The 26,092-nt window shown below is 67.7% G+C and carries 25 protein-coding genes; 10 read left to right on the forward strand and 15 right to left on the reverse strand.

The annotated features are described in order from the left end of the window. The first annotated feature begins 36 nt into the window (after positions 1-36). Positions 37-1,521, forward strand: coding sequence for a Ppx/GppA phosphatase family protein (locus CON77_RS09880; protein WP_101048984.1), 1,485 nt, complete (start codon positions 37-39; stop codon positions 1,519-1,521). A gap of 11 nt (positions 1,522-1,532) precedes the next feature. Then, positions 1,533-1,949 (forward strand): hypothetical protein, encoded by a 417-nt coding sequence (locus CON77_RS09885; RefSeq protein WP_157826907.1) that lies wholly within the window; start codon positions 1,533-1,535, stop codon positions 1,947-1,949. 36 nt (positions 1,950-1,985) lie between these two features. Here the strand turns inward: CON77_RS09885 and CON77_RS09890 are convergent, their stop codons facing one another. The 4 genes from CON77_RS09890 to CON77_RS09905 form a co-directional block, all read right to left on the reverse strand. Beyond that, complete coding sequence (locus CON77_RS09890) at positions 1,986-2,459, reverse strand: SixA phosphatase family protein (protein ID WP_101048986.1); 474 nt, start codon at positions 2,457-2,459, stop codon at positions 1,986-1,988. A gap of 2 nt (positions 2,460-2,461) precedes the next feature. Beyond that, entirely contained in the window at positions 2,462-4,534 is a 2,073-nt protein-coding gene (gene ppk1 / locus CON77_RS09895; protein WP_198552334.1) for a polyphosphate kinase 1, read from the reverse strand. A 100-nt stretch (positions 4,535-4,634) separates the two neighbouring features. Then, the gene (locus tag CON77_RS09900) at positions 4,635-5,546 is read right to left on the reverse strand and encodes a UDP-2,3-diacylglucosamine diphosphatase (protein WP_101048988.1); all 912 of its coding nucleotides are present in this window, start codon (positions 5,544-5,546) and stop codon (positions 4,635-4,637) included. After that, a complete protein-coding gene (locus tag CON77_RS09905; RefSeq protein ID WP_101048989.1) occupies positions 5,546-6,424 on the reverse strand; it encodes a GNAT family N-acetyltransferase in 879 nt (292 codons plus the stop codon). The genes CON77_RS09900 and CON77_RS09905 overlap by 1 nt, the downstream gene beginning before the upstream one ends. A gap of 187 nt (positions 6,425-6,611) precedes the next feature. Here CON77_RS09905 and CON77_RS09910 point away from each other — a divergent pair, with 187 nt between their 5' ends. Next, on the forward strand, positions 6,612-8,051 hold the full coding sequence (locus tag CON77_RS09910) for a UDP-glucose dehydrogenase family protein (RefSeq protein WP_101048990.1): 1,440 nt from the start codon (positions 6,612-6,614) through the stop codon (positions 8,049-8,051). Positions 8,052-8,064: 13 nt separating this feature from the next. On the opposite strand, the gene CON77_RS09915 is transcribed toward CON77_RS09910, so the two are convergent. Then, positions 8,065-9,312, reverse strand: a complete 1,248-nt coding sequence (locus CON77_RS09915; protein ID WP_101048991.1) for a glycosyltransferase family 4 protein — start codon at positions 9,310-9,312, stop codon at positions 8,065-8,067. 175 nt (positions 9,313-9,487) lie between these two features. Here CON77_RS09915 and CON77_RS09920 point away from each other — a divergent pair, with 175 nt between their 5' ends. Next, positions 9,488-10,090, forward strand: coding sequence for a hypothetical protein (locus CON77_RS09920; protein ID WP_101048992.1), 603 nt, complete (start codon positions 9,488-9,490; stop codon positions 10,088-10,090). A 68-nt stretch (positions 10,091-10,158) separates the two neighbouring features. On the opposite strand, the gene CON77_RS09925 is transcribed toward CON77_RS09920, so the two are convergent. After that, the gene (locus tag CON77_RS09925) at positions 10,159-11,811 is read right to left on the reverse strand and encodes an aminotransferase class III-fold pyridoxal phosphate-dependent enzyme (protein WP_101048993.1); all 1,653 of its coding nucleotides are present in this window, start codon (positions 11,809-11,811) and stop codon (positions 10,159-10,161) included. 57 nt (positions 11,812-11,868) lie between these two features. Here CON77_RS09925 and asd point away from each other — a divergent pair, with 57 nt between their 5' ends. From asd to CON77_RS09940, 3 genes are all read left to right on the forward strand, one after another. Further along, positions 11,869-12,756 carry an archaetidylserine decarboxylase gene (gene asd, locus CON77_RS09930; RefSeq protein WP_101048994.1) on the forward strand — a complete coding sequence of 296 codons (888 nt, stop codon included), beginning with the start codon at positions 11,869-11,871 and terminating at the stop codon, positions 12,754-12,756. A 93-nt stretch (positions 12,757-12,849) separates the two neighbouring features. Further along, complete coding sequence (gene ppk2, locus CON77_RS09935) at positions 12,850-13,767, forward strand: polyphosphate kinase 2 (RefSeq protein ID WP_101048995.1); 918 nt, start codon at positions 12,850-12,852, stop codon at positions 13,765-13,767. A gap of 1 nt (position 13,768) precedes the next feature. After that, positions 13,769-14,284: an arsenate reductase ArsC gene (locus CON77_RS09940; RefSeq protein WP_101048996.1), complete on the forward strand. Its 516-nt coding sequence runs from the start codon at positions 13,769-13,771 to the stop codon at positions 14,282-14,284. A gap of 18 nt (positions 14,285-14,302) precedes the next feature. Here the strand turns inward: CON77_RS09940 and CON77_RS09945 are convergent, their stop codons facing one another. The 5 genes from CON77_RS09945 to CON77_RS09965 all read right to left on the reverse strand — a co-directional run bounded on the left by CON77_RS09945 (position 14,303) and on the right by CON77_RS09965 (position 19,859). Further along, a complete protein-coding gene (locus CON77_RS09945; RefSeq protein WP_101048997.1) occupies positions 14,303-14,818 on the reverse strand; it encodes a GNAT family N-acetyltransferase in 516 nt (171 codons plus the stop codon). 14 nt (positions 14,819-14,832) lie between these two features. After that, positions 14,833-16,164 (reverse strand): phosphoglucosamine mutase, encoded by a 1,332-nt coding sequence (gene glmM / locus CON77_RS09950; protein ID WP_101048998.1) that lies wholly within the window; start codon positions 16,162-16,164, stop codon positions 14,833-14,835. A 36-nt stretch (positions 16,165-16,200) separates the two neighbouring features. Continuing rightward, positions 16,201-17,061 (reverse strand): dihydropteroate synthase, encoded by an 861-nt coding sequence (folP, locus tag CON77_RS09955; RefSeq protein WP_232788483.1) that lies wholly within the window; start codon positions 17,059-17,061, stop codon positions 16,201-16,203. A 92-nt stretch (positions 17,062-17,153) separates the two neighbouring features. Then, positions 17,154-19,070: an ATP-dependent zinc metalloprotease FtsH gene (gene ftsH, locus CON77_RS09960; protein WP_101048999.1), complete on the reverse strand. Its 1,917-nt coding sequence runs from the start codon at positions 19,068-19,070 to the stop codon at positions 17,154-17,156. A 123-nt stretch (positions 19,071-19,193) separates the two neighbouring features. After that, a complete protein-coding gene (locus tag CON77_RS09965; protein ID WP_101049000.1) occupies positions 19,194-19,859 on the reverse strand; it encodes an RlmE family RNA methyltransferase in 666 nt (221 codons plus the stop codon). A gap of 17 nt (positions 19,860-19,876) precedes the next feature. On the opposite strand from CON77_RS09965, the gene CON77_RS09970 reads away from it, so the two are divergent. After that, positions 19,877-20,353, forward strand: a complete 477-nt coding sequence (locus CON77_RS09970; RefSeq protein WP_101049001.1) for a YhbY family RNA-binding protein — start codon at positions 19,877-19,879, stop codon at positions 20,351-20,353. Between the two features lie 4 nt (positions 20,354-20,357). Next, complete coding sequence (locus CON77_RS09975; protein ID WP_101049002.1) at positions 20,358-22,454, forward strand: M3 family metallopeptidase; 2,097 nt, start codon at positions 20,358-20,360, stop codon at positions 22,452-22,454. A 36-nt stretch (positions 22,455-22,490) separates the two neighbouring features. On the opposite strand, the gene CON77_RS09980 is transcribed toward CON77_RS09975, so the two are convergent. After that, a complete protein-coding gene (locus CON77_RS09980; protein WP_101049003.1) occupies positions 22,491-22,754 on the reverse strand; it encodes a VF530 family protein in 264 nt (87 codons plus the stop codon). Then, a complete protein-coding gene (rpiA, locus tag CON77_RS09985; protein WP_101049004.1) occupies positions 22,751-23,443 on the reverse strand; it encodes a ribose-5-phosphate isomerase RpiA in 693 nt (230 codons plus the stop codon). Before rpiA ends, CON77_RS09980 begins: the two co-directional genes overlap by 4 nt. 70 nt (positions 23,444-23,513) lie before the next feature. On the opposite strand from rpiA, the gene CON77_RS09990 reads away from it, so the two are divergent. Beyond that, positions 23,514-24,569: a quinone-dependent dihydroorotate dehydrogenase gene (locus CON77_RS09990; RefSeq protein ID WP_101049005.1), complete on the forward strand. Its 1,056-nt coding sequence runs from the start codon at positions 23,514-23,516 to the stop codon at positions 24,567-24,569. 30 nt (positions 24,570-24,599) lie between these two features. Here the strand turns inward: CON77_RS09990 and CON77_RS09995 are convergent, their stop codons facing one another. Next, the gene (locus CON77_RS09995) at positions 24,600-25,124 is read right to left on the reverse strand and encodes a disulfide bond formation protein B (RefSeq protein ID WP_232788484.1); all 525 of its coding nucleotides are present in this window, start codon (positions 25,122-25,124) and stop codon (positions 24,600-24,602) included. A 55-nt stretch (positions 25,125-25,179) separates the two neighbouring features. Next, positions 25,180-25,956 carry a ferredoxin--NADP reductase gene (locus tag CON77_RS10000; RefSeq protein ID WP_101049007.1) on the reverse strand — a complete coding sequence of 259 codons (777 nt, stop codon included), beginning with the start codon at positions 25,954-25,956 and terminating at the stop codon, positions 25,180-25,182. Positions 25,957-26,092: the final 136 nt, after the last annotated feature.

Genomic DNA, 26,092 nt, shown 5'->3' on the forward strand with positions numbered 1-26,092 from the left:
GTGGTATGCTGGGCGCCCTTCAAGAGATTGAACGGCATGCAAAACGGAACCTTACTGGCGGCAGTGGACCTCGGGTCCAACAGCTTTCGCCTCGAAATCGGGCGCTACGATTCGGGCCATATCGAGCGGGTGGAATACCTGAAGGAAGTGGTGCGCCAGGGCAGCGGCCTGGACGAACACAAAAACCTGAGCCTGGTGGCCATGGAGCGCGGCTGGGAATGCCTGGCCCGCTTTGGCGAACGGCTGCAGGGCTTCAAGAAGACCCAGGTGCGGGCGGTGGCGACGCAAACCTTGCGCGAAGCGCGCAACCGCGACGACTTTCTGCGCAAGGCGCAGGCCTTGTTGGGCTTCGGGATCGACGTGGTGTCGGGCCACGAGGAGGCACGCCTGATTTACCAGGGCGTGTCGCACCTGCTGCCGCAATCGGACGAGCGCCGCCTGGTGTTCGACATCGGGGGCCGTTCGACCGAATTGATCCTGGGCCAGGGCTACACCCCGCAGCGGATGGAGTCCTACCGGCTGGGCAGCGTGGCCTGGTCGAGCCGCTACTTTCCGCACGGCCAGTTCACCACGGCCCTGTTGCAGACGGCCACCATCGCGGCCAAGGCGGTGCTGGACGAAGCGCTGGACACCTTCCCCGCCGCCGAATGGACGACGGCCTACGGCTCCTCGGGCACGGTGGGCGCGGTGATGGAAGTGTTGCAGACCCACGGTTTCCCGGCCGGGGTGATCACGCGCGCGGGCCTGGACTGGCTGATCGAGCGCATGGTGCGCGCCGGTCACGTCGACGAATTGCGCCTGGACGGCCTGAAGGAGGACCGCCGCCCGGTGCTGGGCGGTGGGGTCAGCGTGTTGCTGGCCCTGTTCGAGCTGTTCGAACTGGACACGGTGCACCGCGCCGAGGGGGCCTTGCGCCAGGGTGCCCTGTACGACCTGATCGACCGAGAAAACGACCAGACCGACGTGCGCGAACGCACCGTGCGTTGGCTGGGCGAGCGCTTCACCACCGACAAGGCCCAGGGCCAGCGGGTGGCGAGTGTGGCGACCCAATTGTTCGCCCAGGTAGCGACGGTGGACCCACTCAACGGTCGCTATTCGCAGAAACTCGACTGGGCGGCCCGGCTGCACGAAATCGGCACCCACATTTCCCACAGCGATGCGCATCGCCACGGCGCCTACATCCTGGACCACGTGGATGCGCCCGGTTTTGCCCTGCCCGAGTTGCACCGGATGAGCCAGCTGGTGCTGGGTCAGCGTGGCAAGCTGCGCAAGCTGGAGGCCGAGCTGGACGACGAACTGTTTGCCAAACAGCTGCTGTGCCTGCGGCTGGCGGTGTTGCTGTGCCACGCCCGCAAAGACCCGGACATCGGCGCGCTGCGCCTGAGCTACAAATCGCGCCAGTTCAAGCTGACCGCGGTGCCGGGCTGGTCGCGCCAGTACCCGCAATCGGCCTGGTTGCTGGGTGAAGAGGTGCTGGCCTGGCAGAAATCCAACTGGCGGCTGCTGGTCGACTTGCGCTGACAGCCGCAACCATGCCACCGCCCGCGCCCTCTCCGGCGTTGAGCGAAGCCATGCACCGGGCCGAGGGGCGGCTGGAAGAGTTGAACCAGCGCATCGCTCGGCTGGCGCTGCTGCTGGGTGTTCAACTGGACAGCCCTCTGGCGTTTGAACGGATACTGAAACGCCAGGACCCGCATCTGACACCGCGTGGCACCAGCGGGGTGACAGCCGCCGAGCAGCGCCTGTCGCGCGAGTGGGAAGAGTTGCGCGGGCTGCTGGTCCTGCGTTGCGACCTGATTGCCGAAGACTTGAGCGAACTGGGCCTGGCCTCCACGCTGGCGATCACGGCCAATGTGGAAACGCGGCTGCTGCGCGAAGGATTCGGCCCCGGGGCCGACGGACTGGACCTGTTCGATCAGATGAACCCAGACCCCACCGCGAAACCCTGAGTTGCCAGGAGCGCTCGCGCATCCGAGCGCAAACCTTCACAGCAATTCCGGCGTCTGGACGGTGAGCACCACGGTCTGCAAGCGCCCGTTCTTCTCGCGCTGGCGCAGCCACCAGACCGCGCCCTTGCGGATGGAACATTCGGCCTCCTGCAAGCCCAGCAGGTGAGCCACGGTCTGGCCCAGCGTCGGCTGGTGACCGACGATCAGCGCTGCCTGCCGGGCCTCGGGCCACTGGGCCACGCTCAACAGACCGTCCACCGAGCCGTCGGGCCGCAACTCGTCGCGCAGGCGGTACTTGCGACCCAGAGCGATCACGGTCTGCTCGGTGCGCACCGCCGGGCTGGAGAAGACGCGCACGCCGTCGGGCAGTTGCCGGTCGAGCCAGCTGGCCATGCGCGCGGCCTGGCGTTCGCCCTTGTGGGTCAGGCGCCGCGACAGGTCGGCGCCGCCACCGTCTTCGGTTTCCTCCAGGTCTTCGGCCTCGGCGTGGCGCCAGAGGATCAGGTCCATGCTCATGCCTTGCCTCCGTAGCGGGCCATCAGGGCGGACTGGGCCGAGTGCAGGGCCGGCTTGCCCTTGCCCCCGGACACCGCCACCTTGGCGTAACGGCCGTCGGGCTGCAGCAGCCAGGCGTCGCGGTTGTCCTGCAGGTACTGGTGTATGCACTCCTCCATGACGCGGTGGCGCAGGGCCGGATCGGTCACCGGCCAGGCCAGCTCGATGCGGCGCAGCATGTTGCGGTTCATCCAGTCGGCGCTGGACAGCCACAACTCCTCGTGCGTGCCCATGCGGAAGCAGAACACGCGCGAGTGCTCCAGCAGACGCCCGATGACGGAGCGCACCTGCACGTTGTCGGTGTAGCCCGGCACGCCCGCCGGCAAAATGCAGGCGCCGCGCACGATGATGTCGATCTGCACCCCCTGCTGCGACGCGTGCGCCAGGGCCCGGGCCAAAGGCTCGTCGGTGAGCGAGTTCATCTTGAGGATGATGCGCGCCTCCTGGCCCTGCTTGGCGGCGGCCACCGTGGCGTCGATGCGGTCGAGCATGCCCTTGTGCAGGTGGAAGGGCGCGATCATGGCCTGGTTCAGCTTGGGCAGGCGGTTCTGGCTGGCCAGGTGCAGGAAGACCTGCTCCAGGTCGCTGGTCAGGCCTTCGTCGGCGGTGAGGTAGCTCAGGTCGGTGTAGAGCCTGGCGGTGCCCGGGTTGTAGTTGCCGGTGGAGACGTGGGCGTAGCGGCGGATCTGCCCGTCTTCACGCCGGGTGACCAGCAACATCTTGGCGTGGGTCTTGAGGCCGACGATGCCGTACACCACCTGCGCCCCGACCGACTCCAGCCGCTCGGCGTGGTTGATGTTGGCCTCTTCGTCGAAACGGGCCTTGAGCTCGACCACCGCGGTCACTTCCTTGCCACGGCGCACCGCCTCGCGCAGCAGGTCGGCCATTTCACCCTTGGCCCCGGTGCGGTAGATGGTCTGCTTGATGGCCAGCACGTTCGGGTCTTCCACCGCTTCGCGCAGGAAAGCCAGCACGGCGTCGAAACTCTCGTAAGGCTGGTGGATCAGCACATCGCCCTGCTTGAGCCGCTCGAAGAAGGACTGACCTGGGGTGAGCTGGACCGGCCAGCCGGGCTGGTAGCGGTCGAAACGCAGGTTCGGTGCGTCGAGCAGGTCGATCAACTGGTTCAGGCGCACCAGGTTCACCGGCCCCGGCACGCGGAACAGGGAGTTGGGTGGCAGGGCGAACTGCTGCAGCAGGAAGTCGGACAGGAATTCGGAGCAGCCCGCCGAAACCTCCAGCCGCAAGGCCTGGCCGTAGTGGCGCTGCTGCAACCCCAGGCGCAGGGCGGTGCGCAGGTTTTTCACCTCTTCCTCGTCCACCGCCAGGTCGGAATGCCGGGTGACGCGGAACTGCGAGAACTCGGTGACGGTGCGGCCCGGGAACAGGTCGCTCAGGTGCGAGCGGATGATGCTGGAGATGGAGGCGAAATTGGCCTGCTTGCTGCCCCGCGCGCCGGGGATGCGCACGTAACGCGGCAAGGCACGCGGCACCTTGACGATGGCGATCTCGTTCTCGCGGCCGAAGGCGTCGCGCCCGGACAGGCGCACGATGAAGTTGAGCGATTTGTTCGCCACCTGCGGGAAGGGGTGCGACGGGTCCAGCCCGATCGGCAGCAGCAGCGGCTGCACCTCCTGCAGGAAATAGTCTTTCACCCAACGGCGTTGCGGGGTGTTGCGCTCGCCGTGGGCGATCACCTTGATGCCGCGCTTGTCCAGCGCCGGCATCACGTCGTCGTTGTAGATGGCGTACTGCTGGGCCACCAGTTGCTGCACCTGCTCCGACACCTCGCGGAAGGTTTGGGCGGTGATGGGGCCGCGCTGCTCGTTCGTCTGGAAGGCCGCCAGGTGGGGGGCGAAGCGCACCTCGAAAAACTCGTCGAGGTTGGACGAGACGATGGCCAGGTAACGCAGGCGCTCAAGCAGGGGCACCTCGGGCCGGCGGGCCCAGTCGAGCACCCGCTCGTTGAAGGCCAGAATGCTCTGGTCTCGGTCCAGGAAGGGGGATTTGGGCGCGCTGTTCACACTCATGGCCGGGAAGAATGACTTTCGTTGTCGCTGCAACCGGCCATTATTGAGCATTCGAATGACAAATATGTGACATTCTGGTGAAGCCTGTGCGCCGCCTTGCTCACGCCACTGCCGCAGCACGGGGCTGCGCCACCGGACCCGCCTGGGCGTGGCCCGCAGGCCAGTGCACGATCTCCAGGCGCCCGTCGTGCTGCTCGACGATGGCGGTCAGGCTTTCCACCCAGTCGCCGTCGTTGCAGTACAGGGTCCCGCCGATGTCGCGCATCTCGGCGCGGTGGATGTGGCCGCAGATCACACCGTCCAAGCCGCGCTTGCGCGCCTCGGCGGCCACCGCACCTTCGAACTGGAGCACGTAGTTCAGCGCACTCTTGACCCGGTGCTTGAGGTACTGCGACAGCGACCAGTACGGCAATCCCAGGCGTGCGCGCAGGGAGTTGAGGTGGGTGTTCAGGCGCAGCGTCAGTTCGTACAGGTTGTCGCCCAGGTAGGCCAACCACTTGGCGTACTGGATGACGCCGTCGAAGTGGTCGCCGTGCACCACCCAGAGCTGGCGCCCGTCGGCGGTGGTGTGGATGGCGTCCTCCACCACGTCCACTCCGCCGAATTTGTGTCCGATGAAGTGGCGTGCAAATTCGTCGTGGTTACCGGGCACGAAGACCACCTTGCAGCCCTTGCGCGCGCGGCGCAGGATTTTCTGGACCACGTCGTTGTGGCTTTGCGGCCAGTACCAGCGCCGGCGCAGCTGCCAGCCGTCGATGATGTCGCCGATGAGGTAGAGCCGATCGCTGGGGTGGGCCTTGAGGAAGGACAACAAGGCCTTGGCCTGGCAACCCGGGGTGCCCAGGTGCACGTCGGAGATGAAGACCGTGCGCAGGTGCGGGCGGCGCCCGACGGGGCCGTCGTCGTCATCGGGGTCGTCGTCTGGCGCGTCGGGCGCCTGGGGAGGCTGCGCCTGGAGGGCGGCAGCCAAGGGCCCCAAACCCGCGTCCTCGGGTGCCCAGGAACTGCGCATCACGCACCCAGGAAGTGTTTGCGGTAACGCGCGGGCATGTCGGCCAGGCGCATCATCATGGGCAGGTCGGCGGCGTTGAAGTCGGGGTCCCAGGCCGGGGCACCGAGCACCTTGGCGCCCAGGCGCAGGTAGCCTTTGATGAGAGCGGGCGGCTCGACCGACAAGCCGCCGTCGAGTTCGTCCACCGGCAGCGGCAGGCGCGGGCGCACGTGGTACTCGATGGAGGCGAGGTGGCGCTCCCGCACCTGGCGCCAGATGCTGGCGGCGGCATGGCCGCCGCCGACCAGGCCGTGCGGTCCTTCGTGTTGCATGGGGATGCTGGCGCAGCCGATCATGGTGTCGAGCCGGTTGCGCGCCATGAATTCGGCCAGCGCCCCCCACAGGGCCAGGATGACGCCGCCGTGGCGGTGGTCGGGGTGCACGCAGCTGCGGCCCAGCTCCACCATCTGGGCGCGGATGCCGCGCAGGCGGGTCAGGTCGAATTCGGTGTCGCTGTAAAAACCGCCGACGCGCTTGGCCTGGGCCGGGGTCAGCACGCGGTAGGTGCCGATGACCTGGCGCGTGGCCGCGTCGCGCACCAGCAGGTGTTCGCAGTAGTCGTCGAACAGGTCAACGTCGTGACCGGGCACGGTCTGGGGCAGGCGTGCGCCCATTTCGCCGGCGAACACGTCGTGGCGCAGACGCTGGGCCTCGCGCACCTCGTCGTGGTGCCGGGCCCAGCTCACGTCGAGGGCTTCGGTGCGCTCCGCCTGCGCCACCGCGGGCCGCGCCTGGACCGGCGCCTGGGGCGGTGTGAACACCGGGGCCGGCGGGCGCAACCACACGCCCATCGGCATGACTGGGGCCAGGTCCAGGGTGGGGATCGGCGGTTCTTTCATCGTCTGCTCCTTGTGCTTGGAGTCATTTTTGAGGGCCTGCGTGTCGCCAACATGGCATTTCCATGAAAACGGGATGACAGGCACTCGGCCACCCTGCCCGCCCGACTTTCACGGTTTCGTCACCCAACCGTCATGCGCACTTCACCGCCAGTCCGAAACATGACCCCATCGAAACAAGGAGTTGGCGATGAACGTGACCGTGGTGGGTGCGGGGTATGTGGGGCTGGTGACGGCGGCCTGTCTCGCCGATCTGGGGCACCGGGTGGTGGGCGTGGACCGCGACCACGGCCGGGTGGCCCTGTTGCAGGCCGGGGGGGTGCCGATTTACGAACCCGGGCTGGACGAGCTGGTGCGGCGCAACGGCCAGGCCGGGCGCCTGCGCTTCACGACCGCGCTGTCGCAGGCGGTGACCGAGGCCGAGGTGGTGTTCATCGCCGTGGGCACGCCGCCGCAGGAAGACGGCTCGGCCGACCTGCAACACGTGCTCGATGTGGCGCGCCAGGTGGGCATGAACCTGCGCGGCTTCCAGGTGGTGGTGAACAAGTCGACCGTGCCGGTGGGCACCGGGGCGCGGGTGCAGGCGGCGATCGCGCAGGAGCTGCGGCGGCGCGGACTGGAGGAGACGCCGTTTGCCGTCGTCTCCAACCCCGAGTTCCTGAAGGAAGGCGCGGCCATCGACGACTTCATGCGGCCCGACCGGATCGTGGTGGGCGTGCCCGAAGGCCCCCTGGGGGCACGCGCCCGCCAGACGATGGCGCAGTTGTACGCGCCGTTCAACCGACACCACGAACGCACCGTGTGGATGGACGTGGCCAGCGCCGAACTGAGCAAATACGCCGCCAACGCCATGCTGGCCACGCGCATCTCTTTCATGAACGAGATGGCGCACCTGGCCGACCGGGTGGGCGCCGACATCGACGCGGTGCGCCGCGGCATCGGTGCGGACCAGCGCATCGGCCACAGCTTTCTGTACGCCGGCACCGGCTACGGCGGCAGTTGCTTCCCCAAGGACACGCGCGCCCTGATCCACACCGCCGCCGCGCACGGCGTGCCGATGCAGGTGGTGGCATCGGTGGAGCGCGTCAACCGGGCGCAGAAGCAGGTGCTGGTCGAGCACCTGCTGGCCCTGTTTGGCCCGGACCTGCGCGGGCGGCGTTTCGCCATCTGGGGCCTGGCCTTCAAGCCCAACACCAACGACATGCGCGAAGCGCCCAGCCGCACCGTCATCGCCGAGCTGCTGCGGCGCGGGGCCGAGGTCGTGGCCCACGACCCGGTGGCCATGGACGAGGCGCGGCGAGCGCTCGGCCACGATCTGGACCCCGCGCTGGCGAACGGCCCCCAGCTGCACCTGGTGGATGACCCGAACGCGGCCCTGGCCGGCGCCCACGCCTTGCTGCTGCTGACCGAGTGGAAATGCTTCCACAACCCGGACTGGGCCCAGGTGCGCGACAGCATGCAGGAGGCCATTGTGCTGGACGGGCGCAACCTCTACGACCCGGCCCTGTTGCAGGCCCACGGCGTGGCCCACATCGGCATCGGCCGGCGCAACGCGCTGGGGCTGGCGCGCCTGGCCCAGACGGCCCGGGCCGAAGGCCAACAGACGCAAGGGCAGACGCTGCCCCTGTGACCTCGGCACGGACTCAGGGCGCGGACTGGGTCCAGCACAGGGCGCCGGCCCGTGCACCGCTGCCCCCCTCGGCGTGGCTGCGCAGCAGGCGCAGCCAGACGCCCTCCACCTGGCCGACGATCTGGCTCCAGTCCAGGGCCAGGGTGGTGTCGCGCGCACCGGCGCGCAGGGTCTGCACCCAGGGCGGGTTGCCGGCCAGGTCGGCGGCCCGGCGCACGAAAGCCTCGGCATCGCCCATCGGGGCCAGCACCCCGTTCTGGCCGTGGCGGATCAGTTCGGCCGCAGCGGCGTAGTCAAACGCCAGCACCGCCAGGCCGCTGGCCATGGCCTCGGGCGTGACGTTGCCATAGGTTTCGGTCAGGCTGGGGAAGAGGAAGACATCGGCGCTGGCGTAGTGGTCGGCCAGGTCGGTGCCGCTGCGCGAGCCCGCCAAGATGGCGTCGGGGCAGGCTTGCTGGAAAGCTTCGCGCTCGGGCCCGTCGCCCACCACCACCAGGCGGCAGCGCGGGTTGACCGCGCGCATGGCGGCGTGGGCCTGGGCCAGCAGGTGCAGGTTTTTCTCGGCCGCCAGCCGCCCGACCGACAGCACCACCAGATCGTCCGGCGCCACCCCCCATTCGGCACGCAGGGCGGCGTTGCGCCGTGCCGGCATGAAGCGCTGGGTGTCCACCCCGCGCGCCACCACCAGCAGGCGTTCAAAACCCATGCTCCCCAACTCGGCCTGCAGGCCGGGCGTGGGCACCATGGTGCAGTGGGCCAGGTTGTGGAACTTGCGCAGGTAGGCGGCAATGGGCTTTTCCAGCCAGGCCATGCCGTAGTGGCGGCTGTAGGCGTGGAAATTGGTGCGGAAATCGGTGCTGATGGGCAGCTTGAGCTTGCGCGCCGCCTGCAGCGCCGACCAGCCCAGCGGGCCCTCGGTGGCCACGTGCACCAGGTCGGGCCGGCGCAGGGTCCACAGACCGATCAGAGATTTTTTGGCCGGCATGCCCATGCGCAGGTGCGGGTAGCGAGGAATGGGCAGCCCCCGCATCAGCACCTGCTCGAGCCCCTCTTCGGCCCCCGCCCGCTCCAGCCGGGCCTGGCGCGGGCGCACCAGTTGCAGGTCGTGGTTGCGGGCCTGCAGGCCGCGCACCAGGCGGTCCACCGTCAGGGCCACACCATTGACCTCGGGCGGGTAGGTTTCGGTGACCACCGCGATGCGCAGCGAACGCTGCAAGGGCGGGAAATTCTCGATGACCAGGGGCTCGGCGGCGGTGTTCATGCCGACATGCTCCCGCCCACAGATAACAAGCATGTGACAAAACGGTCCGATCCGGCGCAAGACCTCCGCATGACAAGCAGGGGGCTGTCACGCGGCTTTCACAGCCCCCGCCCACCATGGACCTGCCCAACGCCCTGCGGCGGGCACGCCGTTTGATCAACCCGAGGAACGCCACGTGAACGATTTTCTGCAAGCCCTGCGCGTCCAGCGCTGGGACGACCACCGCTACTACCACCACAGCCGCATCAACCAGAGCCTGCACCTGCTCAGCGCCATGAGTTTCGTGGTGGCCTATGGCCTGCTGTTCAGCGACCCGGCCATGGCCGCGCTGCTGGCCTGGGGCGTGTCGATGGTGAGCCGCCAGGCCGGCCATTTCTTTTTCGAGCCCAAGGGCTACGACGAAATCAACCAGGCCACGCACGAATACAAAGAAGACATCAAAGTGGGCTACAACCTGCGCCGCAAGGTGGTGCTGATGGCCATCTGGGCGTTGTCGCCGCTGCTGCTGGTGTGGCAACCCGACCTGCTCGGCCTGCTCGAGCCGCACGGCGACTGGCGCGGCTTCGTCCACAACGTCGGCCTGCTGTGGTTCGCCGTGGGCGTGGGGGGGCTGGCGTTCCGCGTGCTGCAACTGGCGCTGCAGCAGAACCTGCACACCGGGCTGGTGTGGGCCACCAAGATCGTCACCGATCCCTTCCACGACATCAAGCTCTACCACAAGGCCCCGTGGTACCTGATGCAAGGCCAGTTGCTGGACCCGGGGCACCGCGCCGGCTGATGCCCGGCCCGCGCCGCGGGCCATTCCTGAACGCCGGGCCGCACGGACCCGGCGTTTTTTTGGGCGGGTCAGCGCCAGCGGGCCCCCCACATTTCACGCAGCACCTGACGCCGGATGGCACGGTGCGTCAGTTCCGGCGCGGCCCACCACCAGCCGTCCTCGCGCATGCGCTGGCAGGCCTGCACGAAGCGGTGGGTGACTTCGGCCAGGTCGGCGTCGGTGTAATTCAGGCTGAAGATGAAACGGCCCGTACCCACCCAGCTCAGCGCCAGCCCCTGCTCGCGCAGGTAGAACTGCAGCATCCAGTGGTAACGCGAGGGCTGGGTGTAGCTCACCGTCCAGATGCTGCCCAGGGCATCGACGCGCAGCGGCAGTTGCTCCGCCTGCAAGGCCTGGTTGAAACGCTGGGCATGGGCCACCCAGCGTTCGTCCAGCCCCTGGTAAATGGCCTGAATTTCGGGTGACTCCAGGCGGCGCAAAAAGGCCAGCATGGCGCCCATGACGTAGGGGTGCGCATTGAAAGTGCCACGGGCAAAGCACAGGTCGGCCGGGCGTTCTTCGCGGTAGCGCTGCATCAGCGCGGCACGGCCACACACCACGCCCACCGGCAGGCCGCCGCCCAGGGTTTTGCCGTAGCACACCAGGTCGGCCTGCACACCGAAGTAGGCCTGGGCACCGCCCTGCGCCAACCTGAATCCTACAAACACCTCATCCAGAATGAACACGATGCCGCGCTCCTGGCAGACGCGCTGCAGGCGGCGCAACCAGTCGGTGTAGGCGGCACGGTCGTAAGCGGCGCTGCGGCTGCCGTCCACCAGGGTGGAGTCGCCCGGGGCGTTGCGGTTGGGGTGCAGCGCCTGCAAGGGGTTGACCAGCACGCAGGCGATGTCTTGGCGGCTGCGCAGCACGTCCAGGCTGCGCTCGTCCATGTCCTGCAGGGTGTAGGTTTCGCGCGGCGGCAGCGGGTTGCCGGGGCCGGGCTGCACGTCCTCCCACCAGCCGTGGTAAGCCCCGGTGAATCGCACCAGGTGGCGTTTGCCGGTGTGGTAACGCGCCAGGCGCACGGCCTGCATCACCGCCTCGGTGCCCGACATGTGGAAGCTCACCGCCTCCAGCCCGGAAATGGCTTGCAGGCGCTGCACCACCTCGGCCACGCAGGGGTGGTAGCCACCCAGCACTGGGCCCAGCGCACTGCCCAGTTGCGTCCCTTCGGCCATGCAGGCCTTGTAAAAGTCCACTCCGAACACGTTGACGCCGTAGGAGCCGGCCAGGTCGTGGTGCCACTGCCCGTCCAGGTCGCGCAGTTGCACGCCCGCGGCCTCGGCCCAGAAGGCGCCAATGGGCAGGCTGGCCCGCACCACCGGGCTGAATTGGAAGGGCACGCGGTAGCGGCGGGTGAACTGCAGGTCGGGCAAGCCGGCACGGGCCTGCTGCGTCAGCGCCAAAGTGTGGGGCGAGCGTTCGCGCAGGACCCGGCCCAGGCGCTCAAAGCCGGCGCGGCGCTGTGCGACCACGGCCTCTGGCGCACCATCGACGCGGAAAAAAGTGGTTTCGTCGTAGGCGTAGCCGGGCACCAGGCGCGCCACCCGCTTGGCCAGGCGCGAATGGCCGGCCAGGGAGCGGTGCTTGGCGCGCGAGAGTTGCAGGCGCTGGCGCACAGGGCGCCACAGGGCCGCGGCGGCGGCCAGGGCGCCGGCGGTGAGGGCAAGGTCAACGGGCATGTCATCAAGCTTTCAAGTGAGGTCGTGACAGTTGTATGCCCAACGTTTGACAATCCCATGAACACCACCCCCTTGCGCGACCGCCTGCTGCTGCAGGAAGACCTGAATTTTCTGCTCACCAACCGCATTCCGCGCCACGCGCTGACGCGGCTGGTGGGGCGCTACAGCCGCATCCGCAGCCGCTGGCTGACGCGCCTGTCCATCGCCATCTGGAGCCTGTTCACCGACCTCGATTTGAGCGAAGCCGCCCAGCAGGAGTTCGACAGCCTGCACGCCTGCTTCACCCGCGCCTTGCGCCCCGGTGCCCGCCCTTACGACCCCAACCCGGACGTGCTGGCCAGCCCTTGCGACGCCATCGTCGGCGAATGCGGCGCGGTGCAGGGGCAGCAGGTCTGGCAGGCCAAGGGCTTCCCTTACACCTTGGCCGACCTGATGGGCTCGGCCGAACTCGCCGCCCAGCACGCCGACGGCCGGTACGTCACCCTGCGCCTGACTTCCAACATGTACCACCGCTTCCACGCGCCGCACGATCTGGTGGTGGACCGCGTCACCTACATCAGCGGCGACACCTGGAACGTCAACCCCATCGCCTTGAAACGGGTGGAACGGCTGTTCTGCAAGAACGAGCGGGCGGTGATCGAAACCCGCCTGGCCGCTGATGGCACGCGGCTCACCCTGGTGCCGGTGGCCGCGGTGCTGGTGGCCAGCATCCGGCTGTACTGGCTGGACGTGCTGCTGCACCTGAAGTACCGCGGCCCCAACGTCATTCCCTGCCATGCCCCCATGCACAAGGGCCAGGAAATGGGCTGGTTCGAACACGGCTCGACCATCATCGTTTTCGTTCCCCCCGGCTGGCAATTGGCCGCGGGCCTGGCCAGCGGCCAGCGCCTGCGCGCCGGGCAGGCGCTGCTGCGCCGCGATCCAGCCCAGGCAAGCCCCACCTGAGGGGGACCGGCCACGGCGGTTGACACCGTTTTGTCACAAAATATTCACGAACGAAGGCTACGCTGGGTTGTCCGCACACCGCCCTCTCCCACCATGGCCCTGCCCCACGACGAACTCCTGCGCCGCATCGAACGCGACCTGCTCGACAGCTACGACGAAGAGCTGGAGCTGGAAATCGAAGACCGCGACCACAGCCAAGCCCTGGCCCGCGGCGAGCAGCCACACAACCCACAGGACAAGGCCGCACGCCTGGCCTATTTCCGCGAGCTGTTCCAGTTGCAGGGCGAACTCGTCAAGCTGCAGGACTGGGTGGCCGCCACCAAACAAAAGGTGGTGATCCTGTTCGAAGGCCGGGACGCCGCCGGTAAAGGGGGCGTCATCAAACGCATCACCCAGCGGCTGAACCCGCGCGTCTGCCGCGTGGTGGCCCTGCCCGCCCCCAACGACCGCGAACGCACCCAGTGGTACTTCCAGCGCTACGTGCCGCACCTGCCCGCCGCCGGCGAGCTGGTGCTGTTCGACCGCAGCTGGTACAACCGCGCTGGCGTGGAAAAAGTCATGGGCTTCTGCTCCGACGACGAATACGAAGAGTTTTTCCGCTCGGTGCCCGAATTCGAGCGCATGCTGGTGCGCTCCGGCATCGTGCTCATCAAATACTGGTTCTCCATCACCGACGACGAGCAGCACCTGCGCTTCCTGGGCCGCATCCACGACCCGCTCAAGCAGTGGAAGCTCAGCCCCATGGACCTGGAAAGCCGCCGCCGCTGGGAGGACTACACCCGCGCCAAGGAAACCATGCTGGAACGCACCCACATCGCCGAAGCGCCGTGGTGGGTGGTACCGGCCGACGACAAAAAACAGGCGCGGCTCAACTGCATCCACCACCTGCTGTCACGCTTCAATTACCACGAGATCCAGCGCCCCGAAGTGATCCTGCCGGCGCGGGTGCGCCATCCGGACTACCTCCGGCATCCGGTGCCAGACTCGATGATCGTTCCACAACACTACTGACATGACCGACCACCACCCGATCCGCGTGCTGTTCCTGTGCGCCCACAACGCGGCCCGCAGCCAGATGGCCGAAGCCATCCTGAACCACATCGGCAGCGCGCGCTTCCAGGCCTATTCCGCCGGCAGCCAACCCACCGCCGACGGCCAACCGCACCCACTGACCCTGGAAGCCCTGCGCAGCGCAGGCATCGCCACCGCCGGCCTGCGCAGCAAAAGCTGGGACGAGTTTTCGCGCCCGGACGCACCGGAACTGGACCTGGTCATCACCCTGTGTGACCAGTCGGCGGGCGAAGCCTGCCCCAGCTGGCCGGGTCAGCCGGTCACCGCCCACTGGGGCTACGAAGACCCCAGCCGCGTGCAAGCTTCGCACGACGAACAGCTGTACGCCTTCAAACACGTGTTGCACGCCCTGCACCAGCGGCTGGAACTGCTGATGAGCCTGCCGCTGTCGCGCCTGGACAAGTTCATGCTCGCCCACCACGCGCGCGGGCTGGCCCCGGGCAGCCCGGCGTCCTGAGCCGGGGCCGCCAGCACTTCAGTCCAGCCACTTCTGCATGAAGCGGGCCTGGCCCAAGGCCGGGTCCAGCGCATAACCGGCGAAACCGATGCGTCGGTACAGCTGCACCGCGGGGGTGTTGCCTTCCAGCACCTCCAGGGTGAGCTTGCAGGCGCCGCGCTCCCGTGCCAGTTGCGCCACCAGGTCCAGCATGCGCTCGGCCACGCGCAGGCCGCGGTGGCTGGCCAGCACGGCCACGTCGTGCACGTTGACCAGCGGCTGGCACTTGAAGGTGGAGAACCCCTCGATGGCGTTGACCAGGCCCACCGGCCGTTCGCCGTCGTAGGCCAGCACGCTGAAAGCGTGCGGGCGCCGCGCCAATTCCGGCACCAGGCGGGCCTTGGCCTGCTCACTCAGGGGCTCGCCACCCCCAGCGGGATCGCGGGCATAGGCGTCCAGCAAGGCCACCACCGCGGCCGCGTGCTGGGGGTTGGCGTAATCGGCCTGCAGCACGTGCAGGGCCGACACGGTGCTGTTCGTGGGGGTGCTCGTCATCGGTCGCTCCGGCCTCAAGCCTGCGCGGCTTCGGCCAGGCGTTCGGCCCAGGCCTGGGCCTGCTCGGCCTCGCGCGCCTCCACCATCACCCGCAGCAAGGGCTCGGTGCCACTCGCGCGGATCAGCACCCGCCCGGTTTCGCCCAGCGCGGCCTCGGCGGCCTGCACCGCGGCCGCCAGCGCGGTGTTGCGCTGCCAGTCCTGGTCCGGGCGCAAGCGGACGTTGACCAGCGTCTGCGGGAACAGGCGGACGCCGGCCAGGGCATCGGCCAGGCTGCGCTCGCTGCGCACACAGGCCTGCAGCACCTGCAGGGCCGACACCAGGCTGTCACCGGTGGTCTGCTTGTCCAGCACCAGCAGGTGACCGGACCCTTCGCCACCCAGCAGCCAGTGGTGGCGGTGCAACTCTTCCAGCACATAGCGGTCGCCCACCTTGGCGCGCACGAATTGCACGCCTTTGGCCTTGAGCGCCACCTCCACCGCCATGTTGGTCATCAAGGTGCCGACGACGCCGGGCACCACCTCGTCACGGCCCAGGCGGTCGTCGGCCAGCAAATAAAGCAGTTCGTCGCCGTTGTACAGGCGGCCGTTGGCGTCCACCATCTGGAGGCGGTCGGCGTCGCCGTCCAGGGCAATACCGACGTCGGCCCGGTGCTCGCGCACCGCGGCCACCAGCGCCTCGGGGTGCGTGGCACCGCACCCCTGGTTGATGTTCAGCCCATCGGGGCTGCAGCCGATGGTGACCACCTCGGCCCCGAGTTCGTGGAACACCTTGGGTGCGATGTGGTAGGCGGCCCCGTGCGCCGCATCCACCACGATCTTCATGCCTTTGAGGGTCAGGTCGGTGCCGAAGGTGCTTTTGCAAAACTCGATGTAGCGGCCCGCGGCGTCGTCCAGGCGCCGTGCCTTGCCCAGGCCGGCCGCATCCACCCACACCGGGGGCTCGTCCAGGGCCGCTTCCACCGCCAGCTCCCACTCGTCGGGCAACTTGGCACCCTGGGCGCTGAAAAACTTGATGCCGTTGTCGGCAAAGGGGTTGTGGCTGGCCGAAATGACCACGCCCAGGCTGGCGCGCTGGGCACGTGTCAGGTAAGCCACGGCCGGGGTCGGCACCGGCCCCAGCAGCACCACATCCACCCCGGCGGAGTTGAAACCCGACTCCAACGCCGACTCCAGCATGTAGCCGGAAATGCGGGTGTCCTTGCCGATCAGCACGGTGGGGTGGGCCTCGGTGCGCTTGAGCACCCGCCCCACGGCGTGCGCCAGTTTGAGGACGAAATCGGGGGTGATGGGGTAGGTACCGACGGTGCCGCGGATGCCGTCGGTGCCAAAAAATGTGCGGGCCATGCTGGTACGGGTGTGCCGGTGTTGTGACAAAGCCGATTATCGGCGCTGCTCGGCCATGGCCTGCCACACCTTCAGCGCATCGGCCGTGGCGCGCACGTCGTGCACGCGCACGATGCGCGCCCCGCGGTCCACCGCCAGCACGGCGGCGGCCACGCTGGCGGCCACGCGCTCGTGCGCCACGTCCTGCCCCGTGACCCGCCCCAGCGAGGACTTGCGCGACCAGCCAGCCAGCAGCGGGTAACCCAGGGCCAGCACCTCGGCCTGGCGCGCCAGCAAGGCGAAGTTCTGCGCCACGGTTTTGCCGAACCCGATGCCATAGTCCAGCACAATGCGCTCGGCCGCCACCCCCACGTCGCGCAGGCCCTGGGCGTGCCGCTGCAGAAAAGCCGCCACCTGGGGCACGGCATCCCCTTCCATGGGGGCGGTCTGCATGCGCTGGGGCTCCAGGTGCATGTGCATCAGGCACACGCCGCAGCCGGGGTGGCGGGCCACCACCTCCACGCCGCTCAAGCCTTGTTCACCGGGGCGCTGCAGGGCCCACACGTCGTTCACGATGTCGGCGCCCAGGTCCAGGCAGGCCCGCATCACCTCGGGTTTGTAGGTGTCGATGGACACCGGCACGTTCAGCTTGACCAGTTCGCGCACCACCGGCAACACCCGGGCCAGTTCTTCGGCCAGCGGCACGGGTGGTGCGCCCGGCCGGGTCGATTCACCCCCCACGTCAAGGATGTGGGCGCCTTGGGCCAGCAGGCTTTCGGCGTGACGCACCGCGGCGCTGGCGTCGGCGTGGGACCCCCCATCGGAAAACGAATCGGGCGTGACGTTGACGATGCCCATCACCTTGGGCTGGCGCAGGTCGATCGTGTGGCGGGTGGTCTGCCAAAAAGTGTGCATCATGGGGAATCGGGACAGAGGTGGGCGCACGGGCCGGACCGTGGAAAGCAAGCGGGGCCCTCAGGCCCCGGTGGTGTACTCACGGTATCGATGGATCAGGCCACCGTCGGCGTCGGATCGTGCTTGACCGGGGGCGGGTTGCCGCCATCGCTGCCGCCGGTGGGCGGTTTGCGCGGTGTCCAGTCCTTGGGCGGACGCGGCGGTTTGCCGGCCATGATGTCGTCGAGCTGCTCGGTCTCGATGGTTTCCCACTCCAGCAAGGCTTTGGCCATGGCGTGCATCTTCTCGCTGTGCTCTTCGATCAGCTTGCGGGCCAGGCCGTATTGCTCGTCGATGATCCGGCGCACCTCGGTGTCCACCTTGCGCATGGTCTCTTCGCTCATGTTGGTGGTCTTGGTGACGGAACGGCCGAGGAATACCTCACCCTCGTTTTCGGCGTACACCATGGGGCCCAGGGCGTCGCTCATGCCGTAGCGCATCACCATGTCGCGGGCGATGTGGGTGGCGCGTTCGAAGTCGTTGCTGGCACCGGTCGTCATCTGGTTCATGAAGACTTCTTCGGCAATCCGCCCCCCGAACAGCATGCTGATCTGGTTCAGCATGAACTCCTTGTCGTAGCTGTAGCGGTCTTTTTCGGGCAGGCTCATGGTCACGCCCAGCGCACGGCCGCGCGGGATGATGGTGACCTTGTGCACCGGGTCGCACTTGGGCAGCAACTTGCCGATCAGGGCGTGTCCGGCTTCGTGGTAAGCGGTGTTGCGACGCTCTTCCTCGGGCATGACCATGGACTTGCGCTCGGGGCCCATGATGATCTTGTCCTTGGCCTTCTCGAAGTCCTGCATCTCCACCACGCGGGCATTGCGGCGCGCGGCCATCAGGGCGGCTTCGTTGCACAGGTTGGCCAGGTCGGCACCGCTCATGCCGGGCGTGCCGCGGGCGATGATCTCGGGGTTGATGTCGTTGCCCACCGGGATCTTGCGCATGTGCACGTTCAGGATCTGCTCGCGGCCGCGGATGTCGGGCAGCGTGACGTAGACCTGGCGATCGAAACGGCCCGGGCGCAGCAGGGCGGCGTCCAGGATGTCGGGGCGGTTGGTCGCGGCGATCACGATCACGCCCATGTTGGTCTCGAAGCCGTCCATCTCGACCAGCATCTGGTTGAGGGTCTGTTCGCGTTCGTCGTTGCCACCGCCCAGGCCGGCGCCACGCTGGCGGCCCACGGCGTCGATCTCGTCGATAAAGATGATGCAGGGCGCGTTCTTCTTGGCGTTTTCGAACATGTCGCGCACGCGGGCCGCGCCCACGCCGACGAACATTTCCACGAAGTCGGAACCCGAGATGCTGAAGAACGGCACCTTGGCCTCACCGGCGATGGACTTGGCCAGCAGCGTTTTACCGGTGCCCGGCGGGCCGACCAGCAGCAAACCACGCGGGATGCGGCCACCCAACTTCTGGAACTTGGCCGGGTCCTTCAGGAAGTCCACCACTTCCTTGACTTCTTCCTTGGCCTCGTCGCAACCGGCCACGTCGGCGAAGGTCACGGTGTTGGTGTTTTCGTCCAGCATGCGCGCCTTGCTCTTGCCGAAGCTGAAGGCGCCGCCCTTGCCGCCGCCCTGCATCTGGCGCATGAAGTAGACCCACACCCCGATCAGCAGCAGCATCGGGCCCCAGCTCACCAGTAGGGTCATCAGCAGCGAGCCTTCCTCGCGCGGCTTGACGTCGAACTTCACGTCGTTGGCGATCAGGTCGCCGACCAGACCGCGGTCGAGGTAGGTGGCGTTGGTGCGCACACGGCGGTCGTCTGTGGTCACGGCCACGATCTCGGTGCCGCCCTGGCCCTCCTGGATGACGGCGCTCTTGATGCGCTGCGCCTTCACTTCATCGAGGAACTCGGAGTAGCCCATGTAGCCGGCCCCCGCCGTGCTGCGCCCGTCGAACTGCTTGAAGACGGTAAACAACACCATGGCGATGACCATCCACACCGCGACTTTCGAAAACCACTGGTTGTTCAAGTAGAGCTCCTGCTGTTTGACTGTGTGTCAATTGGGCCCCATTTTAGGTCTTTCAAGGCAGGACCAGGGAAACCACGGGGGCAGCCCTGACAATCGGGTCCATAGCCTTGGCCTAAGGGGCGGTCACTTCAGACCAATGCCGACCAAAAAGGTTTCCGAGGATTTGTCGCGCGAGGCCTTGGGCTTGAGCGGCTTGACCACCTTGAACGTGTCCTTGAACAGCTTGACCAGCTCGTTGTAGCCGCTGCCGTGGAACAGCTTCACCACCAGTGCCCCCTCGGGCTTGAGGTGGGTGCGGGCAAAGTCCACCGCCAGCTCCACCAGGTGGACGATGCGGGCCGCGTCCACCGACTCCACCCCCGACAGGTTGGGAGCCATGTCGGACACCACCACGTCCAGGGCCGGCACCACACCGTCCACGCGCAGCGCGTCCTCCAGCTGGGCCAGCACCGCTGCCTCGCGGAAATCGCCCTGGATGAAATGCACGCCCTCGATCGGCTCCATGGGCAGCAGGTCCAGCCCGACGATGGTGCCGTTGAGTTCGCCCACCGCCGCCCCGGTGGGCGACAGGCGCCGGCGCAGGTACTGGCTCCAGGCACCCGGGGCGCAGCCCAGGTCCACCACCCGTTGCCCGGGGCGGATCAGACGGAACACCTCGTCGATCTCCTTGAGCTTGTACGCGGCGCGCGCGCGGTAGCCCTCCTTCTGGGCCAATTTGACCCACGGATCGTTGACGTGCTGGTTCAGCCAGGCCTTGTTGACCTTCTTGCTCTGTGTTTTGACCTTCATGCGGGGATAATTGTCCCATGCCTCACATCCAACTCACTCCCGCCCAGCGCAAAGTCCACCGGGCCGACGCGCACCACCTCGATCCCGTCGTCCTCATCGGCGGCGACGGCCTGACCGACGCGGTCAAGAAAGAGGTGGACGCCGCCCTCAACGCCCACGGGCTGATCAAGGTGCGCGTGTTCTCCGACGACCGCGCCCAGCGCGAAACCTTCCTGGCCACCCTGGCCGACGAACTCAACGCCGCCCCCATCCAGCACATCGGCAAATTGCTGGTGCTGTGGCGCCCGCTGCCCGAAAAAGAAAAAGCGGTGGACGAAGACCGCAAACCCGGCCCGCGCGACGTGAAATTGCTGAAATACAGCAAGAAAGGCGGCCAACGCCCCGAAGTCAAAATGGTGCGGGTGCTGGGCAACGAGCGCCTCACCTCGGGCGGCCTGATCAAGCGCGCGAAAAAACCCACACAGAAAAGTGTGAAGAAAACCACGCAAAAATAAACGCATGAACGCCGTCACCCCCACCCCCCTGCAATTGGCCGACAACCCGCTGCTCGACCTGGCCGACCTGCCGCTGTTCGACCGCATCCGCCCCGAACACGTGGTGCCGGCCATGGAGGCCCTGTTGGCCGCGGCCGACAGCGCCCTGGAAACGGTGACCGCCACCGACTTCCCGGCCGACTGGGGCCGCATGGCCCAGGTGCTGGACGTGGCCACCGACCGCCTGGGCCGTGCCTGGGGCGCGGTGGGGCACCTGAACGCGGTGGCCGACACGCCCGAGTTGCGTGCCGCCTACAACGCCGCCCTGCCCCAGGTGACGGAATTTTGGACCCGCCTGGGTGCCGATGAACGCCTGTACGCCAAGTACAAGGCCATGGACCCGGCCCGCCTCACGCCCGAACAGACCCAGGCCCACCGCAACGCCATGCGCGGCTTCGTGCTGGGCGGCGCCGAACTGCAGGGTGCGGCCAAGGAACGCTTCGCCGCCATCCAGGAACGCCAGGCCGAGCTGAGCCAGAAATTCAGCGAAAACGCGCTCGACGCGAGCGACAGTTTTGCCTACTTCGCCACGGCCGAGGAACTCGACGGCGTGCCGGCCGACGTGCTGGAAGCCACCCGCGCCGCCGCCCAGGCCGCAGGCCAGGATGGGCACAAGCTCACCCTCAAACTGCCCTGCTACCTGCCGGTGATGCAGTTCGCCCGCCGGCGCGACCTGCGCGAACGCCTGTACCGCGCCTACGCCACCCGCGCCAGCGAACAGGCCGACGGCGAGGCGGTGAAGTTCGACAACACCGTCTTGATCCGCGAGATTCTGGCCCTGCGCCAGGAAGAAGCCGAACTGCTGGGCCACCCCGACTTTGCCACCGTGTCGCTGGTGCCCAAGATGGCCGATTCGCCGGCGCAGGTGGTGCAGTTCCTGCGCGAACTGGCCGTCAAGGCCCGCCCCTACGCCGAGCAGGACCTGGCCGACATGCGCGCCTTCGCCGCGGCGGAACTGGGCCTGGACGACCCGCAGCCCTGGGACTGGACCCACGTGGGCGAACAGCTGCGCCAAGCCCGCTACGCCTACAGCGAACAGGACGTCAAACCCTACTTCACCGCGCCCAAGGTGCTCGACGGCCTGTTCCACATCGTTGAAACGCTGTTCGAGGTCCGCATCCGCCCCGACACGGCCCCGGTCTGGCACCCGGGAGTGCGTTTCTTCCGCATCGAGCGCGCCGGCCCCGCGGGCACCACGCCCACCCTGGTCGGCCAGTTCTACCTGGACCCCGGCGCCCGCACCGGCAAGCGCGGCGGCGCCTGGATGGACGACGTGCGCGGCCGCTGGCTGCGCCCCGACACCGGCGCCCTGCAGACCCCGGTGGCGCACCTGGTGTGCAACTTCGCCGAAGGCGTGGGCGACAAACCCGCCCTGCTCACGCACGACGACGTCATCACCCTGTTCCACGAATTCGGCCACGGCCTGCACCACCTGCTGACGCAGGTGAACGAGCGCGACGTCTCCGGGATCAGCGGCGTCGAATGGGACGCGGTGGAACTGCCCAGTCAGTTCATGGAAAACTTCTGCTGGGAATGGGACGTGCTACAGCGCATGACCGCCCACGTGGACACCGGCGAGGCCTTGCCACGCGAGTTGTTCGACAAGATGCTGGCGGCCAAGAACTTCCAGAGCGGCCTGCAGACGCTGCGGCAGATCGAGTTTTCGCTGTTCGACATGCTGCTGCACCGCCACGACGCGCCCCAGTCCGTCGACGGCGCCGATTTCATGGCCTTGCTGCAGCAGGTGCGCGACGAGGTGGCCGTGGTCCAACCGCCGGCCTACAGCCGCACGGCGCACACCTTCAGCCACATCTTCGCGGGCGGCTACGCGGCCGGCTACTACAGCTACAAATGGGCCGAGGTGCTGAGCGCCGACGCCTACGCCGCCTTCGAAGAAGCGGCACGCACCCACGGCAGCACGCTGGACGTGGCCACCGGGCGCCGCTACCGCGAGGCGATCCTGGAAGCCGGCGGCAGCCGCCCGGCCATGGAATCGTTCAAGGCCTTCCGCGGCCGCGAACCGCAGATCGACGCGCTGCTGCGGCACCAGGGCATGGCCTGACCCGATCCGCCCGGCCCCACTCGGGGTCGGGTGGGTTCAAGCGCGGCCGACCTGGCCGCGGCGCTGCTCGCGCAGCATGAACAGGTAGAGCCCCTCGACCTTCTCGCGCGCCCACGGCGTCTTGCGCAGGAACTTCAGGCTGGACGCCACACTGGGCTCGTGGGTGAAGCAGCGCAGCGGGATACGTTGCCACAGCTCCGACCAGCCGTAGTGCGCCACCAGGGCATTGACCATGGCCTCCAGCGTCACCCCGTGCAAGGGGTTGCGCGGCTGGGCCGGCGCGGCGGTCTGGTCGCTCATGCGCCGAATTCGAAGGTCTTGACGCCCTGGGCCGTGCCCAGCAGGCAGACATGCGCCTTCTGGTGGGCGAACACCCCGACCGTGAGCACACCGGGCCAGTTGTTGACCTCGCTCTCGAAGGCCAGCGGGTCGGCGATCTGCAGGCCGGTCACGTCCAGGATGTGCTGGCCGTTGTCGGTCACCAGCGGCACTCCATCCTTCAGGCGCAGGGTGGCGCTGCCGCCCAGGACCGCAAAACGGCGGGCGATCTGCTGCGCGGCCATCGGGATCACCTCCACCGGCAGCGGGAAAGCGCCCAGCACCGGCACCCATTTGCTCTCGTCGGCGATGCACACGAAACGCCGAGACAGAGCGGCCACGATTTTTTCGCGCGTCAGCGCCGCGCCGCCCCCTTTGACCATGTGGCCCTGCGGGTCGATCTCGTCGGCCCCGTCCACGTAGACGGACAACTGCTCCACCTCGTTGGCGTCGAACACTGGGATGCCCAGCGCCTGCAGGCGCTCGGTCGAGGCGACCGAGCTGGAGACGGCGCCGCGGATCTGGTCCTTCATGCCGGCCAGCGCGTCGATGAACTTGTTGACGGTGGAGCCGGTGCCGACGCCGACGATCTCGCCGGGCACCACGTACTGCAGCGCGGCTTGGCCGACCAGGGTCTTGAGTTCGTCTTGGCTGAAGGGGGTGGTGCTCATGGGGTGGGTGCGATCTGGGACAATGCCGGGCGGTGGCCGTTTGGGGCCACCCACTAGACGCGATTATCCAATGTCCCTGCTGCCTTATTCCTTCGCACGCCCCTTCCTTTTCAACATGGACCCGGAAGCGGCGCACGAACTCACGCTGAACAACCTGGCACGCATCCAGCATACGCCGCTGATGTGCCTGGCGGCGCAGCCGCGCGTGAGCGACCCCGTCACCCTGGCCGGACTGCGCTTTCCCAACCGCGTCGGGCTGGCCGCCGGGCTGGACAAGAACGCCCGCTGCATCGACGCCTGGGGCGCCATGGGCTTCGGTTTCGTGGAAGTGGGCACGGTGACGCCCAAGGGCCAGCCGGGTAACCCCAAGCCGCGTATGTTCCGCATTCCCGAAAAGCAGGCGCTGATCAACCGCCTGGGCTTCAACAACGAGGGGCTGGACGCTTTCCTCGCCAATGTGCAGCGCTCGCGGCTGCGCCAGCGCCCGCAACCGGACGGCATGCTGTTGGGGCTGAACATCGGCAAGAACGCGGCCACCCCCATCGAAAACGCCACCGACGACTACCTGACCTGCTTGAGCGGCGTCTACCCGCACGCCGACTACGTGACGGTCAACATCTCCAGCCCCAACACAAAAAACCTGCGCGCGCTGCAAAGCGACGAAGCGCTGGACCAGTTGCTGGGGGCGCTGGCGGCGCGGCGCACCGAACTGGCCGAGCGCCACGGCGTGCACAAACCGGTGTTCGTGAAAATCGCCCCCGACCTGGACGAGACCCAGGTCGCGGTGATCGCCGACACCCTGGTGCGCCACGGCATGGACGGCGTGGTGGCCACCAACACCACCCTGAGCCGCAGCGCGGTGCAGGGCCTGCCGCACGCGGAAGAGGCCGGCGGCCTGTCGGGCGCCCCGGTGCTGGAGGCCAGCAACGCGGTCATCCGCCAACTGCGCGCCCGGCTGGGCAAGGGCTACCCCATCATCGGCGTGGGCGGCATTTTGAGCGGGGCCGACGCGGTGGGCAAACTGGAGGCTGGCGCCGACGTGGTGCAGATCTACAGCGGCCTGATCTACCAAGGGCCGGCCCTGGTGACCGAAGTGGCCCGGGCGCTGCAGGCCCAGCGGCTCTGAAACGGGGGCGCCCGCTCGGCACCGGCCGGGTCAGACCGGCTGCGACCGGTGCACGCGCCAGACCAGGGCCGCGACCACTGCACCCAGCGCCACGAAGCACAGGAAGGACCAGTTGGCAATCGACAGGCCCAGGAAGGTCCAGTCGATCTGGGTGCAGTCACCACTGCCCCGGAAGATCATGGGAACGACCCGGCGCAGCGGGAAGCTTTCGATCATGCCGTAGAGGTCGCGGCCGCAGCTGTAGACCTCGGGCGGGTACCACTGCAGGAAACTCTGCCGCGCGGCGGTGAAGGCGCCCAGTCCCGCGAACAGCACCAACCCCACACCCCCCCAGCGGTGCCAGGCCGCAGAACGCGTCGAAGCCAGCGCTGCGGCCAACAGCCCGATGGCGATGAGGGCATAGCGTTGCACGATGCACATGGGGCAAGGCTCCAGCCCGACCACGTGCTGCAGGTACAGGCCGAACCCGAACATGCCGGCACACACCGCGGCGATGGCGGCAAACACGGCGCGCGGACGCGCCCACAGGGACTGAGCGGAGCAAATCACAAACATCTTTCCGGGAGGTGACACCGGCATTGTGACCGGCGCCACCCGCCCCGGTTCCCCATCAGCTCTCGGCAAAGGCGCGTTCGATGACGAAATCGCCCGGGGTGCTGGTGTTGCCTTCCTTGAAGCCCAGGTGTTCGCACATGGCCTTGAGGTCGCGCAGCATGGCCGGGCTGCCGCAGATCATGACGCGGTCGGTGTCCGGGTTGAGCTGGGGCAGACCCAGTTCGCGCGCCATCTGGCCGCTCTGCACCAGGTCGGGAATGCGGCCTTGGCGCTCGAAGGGCTCGCGCGTCACCGTGGGGTAGTACTCCAGCTTGCCGCGCACGATGTCGCCCAGGAATTCGTGGTTCGGCAACTCCTGGGTGATGTAGTCGCGGTAGGCCAGTTCGTTGACCTGGCGCACGCCGTGCACCACCACCACCTTCTCGAATTTTTCGTAGGTTTCCGGGTCGCGGATGATGCTCATCCAAGGCGCCAGGCCGGTGCCGGTGCCCATCAGGTAGAGGTTCTTGGCGGGCAGCAGGTAGTCGATCAGCAGGGTGCCGGTCGGCTTGCGCCCGACGATGATGGTGTCGCCCACCTGGATGTGTTGCAGCTTGCTGGTCAGCGGGCCGTCCGGCACCTTGATGCTGAGGAACTCCAGGTGCTCCTCGTAATTGGCGCTGGCGATGCTGTAGGCGCGCAACAGGGGTTTGCCGTTCTCCTGGCGCAGGCCGATCATGGTGAAGTGGCCGTTGGAGAACCGCAGGGCCTGGTCGCGGGTGGTGGTGAAGCTGAACAGACGGTCGGTCCAGTGGTGCACGCTCAGTACACGCTCTTCGAGGAATGCGCTCATGTTGGCAGAGGGCCGGCGCCGGGTGCACAAACACCCAGAAACACCGGCTAAGGCGGAGGAGGTTGGAAAAAGAACGGCGGCCAGCGACCGATGGCAGCAAGTGTACCGGCACGTCTGCGCCGGGATTTGATGTGTC

Source organism: Macromonas nakdongensis, assembly GCF_002837145.1.
Classification (GTDB): domain Bacteria; phylum Pseudomonadota; class Gammaproteobacteria; order Burkholderiales; family Burkholderiaceae_C; genus Macromonas_B; species Macromonas_B nakdongensis.